This window comes from Streptomyces barkulensis (assembly GCF_002843305.1).
GTDB lineage: Bacteria > Actinomycetota > Actinomycetes > Streptomycetales > Streptomycetaceae > Streptomyces > Streptomyces barkulensis.
Map to the genome: position 1 here is coordinate 1 of NZ_PGSG01000086.1, position 4629 is coordinate 4629.

Genomic DNA, 4629 nt, shown 5'->3' on the forward strand with positions numbered 1-4629 from the left:
GGACTTCAAGGTGGCGGATCTGTCCCTGGCGGCGTTCGGCCGCAAGGAGATCACGCTGGCCGAGCACGAGATGCCCGGTCTGATGGCCATCCGCCGCGAGTACGCCGCCGCCCGGCCGCTGGCCGGGGCGCGGATCACCGGGTCGCTGCACATGACGGTGCAGACGGCCGTGCTGATCGAGACGCTGGTGGCGCTGGGCGCGCGGGTGCGCTGGGCGTCCTGCAACATCTTCTCCACCCAGGACCATGCCGCCGCCGCGGTCGCGGTCGGTCCCGGTGGCACTCCCGAGGATCCGCGGGGGGTGCCGGTCTTCGCCTGGAAGGGCGAGAGCCTTCAGGAGTACTGGTGGTGCACCGAGCAGGCGCTGACCTGGCCGGGCGAGCCCACCGGCGGGCCGAACATGATTCTGGACGACGGCGGGGACGCCACGCTGCTGGTGCACAAGGGCGTGGAGTACGAGAAGGCCGGCGCGGTGCCGGACGTCTCCACGGCCGAGTCCGAGGAGCACGCGGTCATCCTGGGCCTGCTGGCCCGCACCCTGGCCGAGCAGCCGGGCAAGTGGACGGCGCTGGCCTCGGAGATCCGGGGGGTGACGGAGGAGACCACCACCGGGGTGCACCGGCTGTACGAGATGCAGCGCGACGGCGTGCTGCTCTTCCCGGCGATCAACGTCAACGACTCGGTGACGAAGTCGAAGTTCGACAACAAGTACGGCTGCCGCCACTCGCTGATCGACGGGATCAACCGGGCCACCGACACCCTGATCGGCGGCAAGGTGGCCGTGGTGTGCGGTTACGGGGACGTGGGCAAGGGGTGCGCGGAGTCGCTGCGCGGGCAGGGCGCGCGGGTGATCGTCACCGAGATCGACCCGATCTGCGCGCTGCAGGCGGCGATGGACGGCTATCAGGTCGCCACGCTGGAGGATGTGGTGGAGAGTGCGGACATCTTCGTGACCACCACCGGCAACAAGGACATCATTCTGGCCTCCCACATGGCGCGGATGAAGCACCAGGCGATCGTGGGCAACATCGGCCACTTCGACAACGAGATCGACATGGCCGGTCTGGCGGCGATCCCCGGGATCGTCAGGGACGAGGTCAAGCCGCAGGTGCACACCTGGACCTTCCCGGACGGGAAGGCGATCATCGTGCTGTCCGAGGGGCGGCTGCTGAACCTGGGCAACGCCACCGGGCATCCGTCGTTCGTGATGTCGAACTCCTTCGCCAACCAGACGATCGCCCAGATCGAGTTGTTCACCAAGCCGGATGCCTATCCGGTGGGGGTGTATGTGCTGCCCAAGCATCTGGACGAGAAGGTCGCCCGGCTGCATCTGGAGGCGCTGGGGGCGAGGCTGACCGTGCTGAGTCCGGAGCAGGCGGCCTACATCGGGGTGCCGGTGGAGGGTCCGTACAAGCCCGACCACTACCGCTACTGAGCCACCACTGCTGACACCGGTGCCGGTACACGGCACGTCACACAGCAGGTAGGCGACACCGTCAGGCCCCCGCTCCACGGCGGGGGCCTGACCCGTAAGGATCCCGTCATGCCCCGTGGCCGCTACTCACTCCACGACCCGCACGACCGCGCCCCCCTGGGCGAGGAGCACTTCCAGTGCGCCACCGGCCCGTCCGGCTGGCGGTACGTCTCACAGCTCACCGCACCCTCCGGCGGCCGCGCGGGCTCGGTCGACCTCACCCTGGACGGCATCGGCCGCCCTCTCCGCCTCGAACTGGCCACCCCCCACTGGCAGGTGCGCGGCGCCGCCCTCGACGGCGTGACCTGGGTGCGCGCCGACCCGGCCGGAGAGCGGGCACAGGAGGGCAACGCGCCCGCCCACGCCTTCACCGGAGCGTCCCCCGCCTTCCTCGTCGCCGTCGCCCGGCTGCTGCGCCCCGCGCCCGGCGCACCGGCCACCCGCGTCCGCCTCGTCGCCTTCGCACCCCCCGTGCTCGCTCCCCGCACCCTCGACCAGGCCTGGGCGCTGGTGGACAGCGAAACACACGCCACCGACAGCGGCCCGCTGACCGTGGACCACTACCGGGTCGACGATCTGGAGACGGGCGAGCGGCACTCCGTCCACATCGCAGGGGACGTCGTCCTGGCCGCCCCCGGAATCGAGCTGGAGGACCTGGAGTCACCGCCCTCGACGTTCGACTGACCCGCCGGCCGGGCCGCTCGGCCGGCGGGTCAGGCCGGGGGAACGAAGCCGGTGCGCGGCCCGTCCGCCTCCCCGCCACCGCCACCGCCACCGCCACCGCCGTCACCGGCAGGTGGCTGCGGCGGAGACGGCGCGGGCGCCGGAGGGGCAGAGGGAGGGGAGGCGGGCCAGACGGGACCGGGACCGGAACCGCTTCCGGGGGCGCTCGGCGGAAGCGCGGTGCCGCTCTGTCCGGCCTCCGGCCGGACCCCTTCCCCGAAGGCCCGCTGCGCCTCCCGCCCCTGCCGCTCGGCCACCACACCGGACAGGTACACGGCCGGAGGCATCCCCTCCGGGGCAGGGGCCCCGGTGAAGCCCGCCACGTCGGCCGCCAGGCGCTGCGCCATCGACCAGCCCACCTGCGGATCGAGCTGGTCCGCACGCAGCAGGTACTGCCGTACGGCAAGCCACAGCCCGTCCGGCACCCGCGACAGGTCCAGCTCCGCGAAGTGCCCGGCCACCCACGGAGGAGGCGGCGGCACCGGCACCGGCCGCGACACCGGGATCCGCTCCCGCACCACCAGTGTCCCGGCGAACACGTCACCGAGCCGCCGGCCCCGCGCGGAGACCAGCGAGGCGATGCACGCGACGACCCCCACCGTCATCTGGATCTCCACGAAGCCCAGCGCCCCGCGCACCAGCGCGTGCCGGAAGCGGATCGGCCCGCCGTCCTCCCGTACCACCCGCAGTCCGCACGCCGCCTTCCCCAGCGAACGGCCGTGGGAGAGCGTCTCGACCGCTACCGGCCCGCCCACCAGCACCAGCAGCAGCAGCGCGACGGCGATCGCGGCGGTGGCCGCGTCGTCCAGCGACCCGGTGGCCGACAGCACCGCCATCGACAGCGCCAGGTAGACCCCCCAGAGCACGACCAGATCTATGAAGACGGCCAGGGCCCGGCTCGGCAGCCGCGCGGGCCGCAGCCCGAGCACCACCGCATCACCCGTCACGAGCTGACTCACCCGGCACGCCTCCTCGCCCTCGCTTCAAACCCGTGTACGCCTCCTACGCCGTACGCCGGGTACGTACACAGTCTGCCGCCCACGGCCGACCGACGGACAAGCAGCCCGAGACCGACCGCCCCCCATCTGAAAAGCTCTCCCCATGGACCTCGATGTCTTCGTCACCGCCCACCGCGCCGAGTGGGACCGCCTGGAGGAGCTGCTGCGCCGCCGAAGCCGCCTCACCGGAGCCGAGGCGGACGAACTCGTCGCCCTCTACCAGCGCACCTCCACCCATCTGTCGCTGATCCAGTCCACCGCCCCCGACCCCGCGCTGACCGGCCGGCTCACCTCGCTCGTCGCCCGCGCGCGCAGCGCGGTCACCGGCACCCGCCGCTCGACCTGGCGCGACGTGGCGCGCTTCTTCACGGTCGGTTTCCCCGCCGCCGTCTACCGCTCCCGGCACTGGTGGATACCGACGGCCCTGCTCTCCACACTGGTCGCCGTCCTCATCGGCTGGTGGATCGGGGCCCACCCCGAGATCCAGGCCTCCATCGCGGCCCCGGAGCAGCTGCGCGAGATGACCCGGCCCGGAGGCCAGTACGAGACGTACTACTCCAGCAACCCGGCCACGTCCTTCGCCGCCCAGGTGTGGACGAACAACGCCCAGGCCGCCGCGATCTGCCTGATCTTCGGCGCCTTCCTCGGGATACCGGTGCTGTGGGTGCTGTTCCAGAACATGCTGAACATCGGCATCGGCATCGGCCTGATGGCCTCGGCCGGCCGCCTGGACGTCTTCCTCGGTCTGATCCTCCCGCACGGCCTGCTCGAACTGACCGCTCTCTTCGTCGCGGCCGGCACGGGGCTGCGCCTGGGGTGGACGGTCATCGACCCGGGACCGCGCAGCCGCCGCACGGCGCTCGCGCAGGAGGGGCGAGCGGCCATCGGCATGGCGCTCGGCCTGGCCGCGGTGCTCTTCGTCTCGGGCGTCATCGAGGGCTTCGTGACCCCCTCGGGACTGCCCACCTGGGCCCGGATCACCATCGGAGTGGTCGCCGAGCTGGCCTTCCTGGCCTACGTCTACCTGCTGGGTGCCAAGGCTGCGAGGAGGGGGGAGGCGGGTGACGTGGAGGCCGCCGACCGCTCCGCCGAGGTGCCTCTGGCGGCGTGACACGGGCCGATGTGCATCGAGGCCCTCGGACCTGCTACGGTTCTGATCGTTCCGGAGGGCGCCCTTGACGGGGGGCTCTGCGGGAGGTAGATTTTAGAAGTTGCCCGGAGGGTGGTACCCTCTGAGGTAGACGGATGAAAATCTATCCAGCTTCTACCGGGAGCCCATGGCTCCGGTGAGGCAATCCGAATTCTCATCGGGAAGCGAAGCCGATTTCGATCGGCCAAAGCGAATCTGATAGTGTCGGAGACACCGAAGGGAAGCGCCCGGAGGGGCCCCGGAAGGGGTGCCGAAGGAAGCGTCCGTTCCTTGAGAACTCAACA

General features: G+C 71.4%; 4 protein-coding genes. 3 read left to right on the forward strand and 1 reads right to left on the reverse strand.

What is annotated here, in order from left to right; translation table 11 throughout:
- Both ahcY and CUT83_RS15590 read left to right on the forward strand, forming a co-directional pair.
- Positions 1-1435, forward strand: a 1435-nt coding sequence (ahcY, locus tag CUT83_RS15585; protein ID WP_101255568.1) for an adenosylhomocysteinase, incomplete at its 5' end; no start/stop codon positions are given.
- A gap of 108 nt (positions 1436-1543) precedes the next feature.
- Positions 1544-2158: a hypothetical protein gene (locus tag CUT83_RS15590; RefSeq protein ID WP_101256453.1), complete on the forward strand. Its 615-nt coding sequence runs from the start codon at positions 1544-1546 to the stop codon at positions 2156-2158.
- 29 nt (positions 2159-2187) lie between these two features.
- Here the strand turns inward: CUT83_RS15590 and CUT83_RS15595 are convergent, their stop codons facing one another.
- Positions 2188-3156 (reverse strand): RDD family protein, encoded by a 969-nt coding sequence (locus CUT83_RS15595; protein WP_101256454.1) that lies wholly within the window; start codon positions 3154-3156, stop codon positions 2188-2190.
- Between the two features lie 142 nt (positions 3157-3298).
- Between CUT83_RS15595 and CUT83_RS15600 the strand changes: the two genes are divergently transcribed.
- On the forward strand, positions 3299-4306 hold the full coding sequence (locus CUT83_RS15600) for a stage II sporulation protein M (protein ID WP_101256455.1): 1008 nt from the start codon (positions 3299-3301) through the stop codon (positions 4304-4306).
- Positions 4307-4629 lie beyond the last annotated feature (323 nt).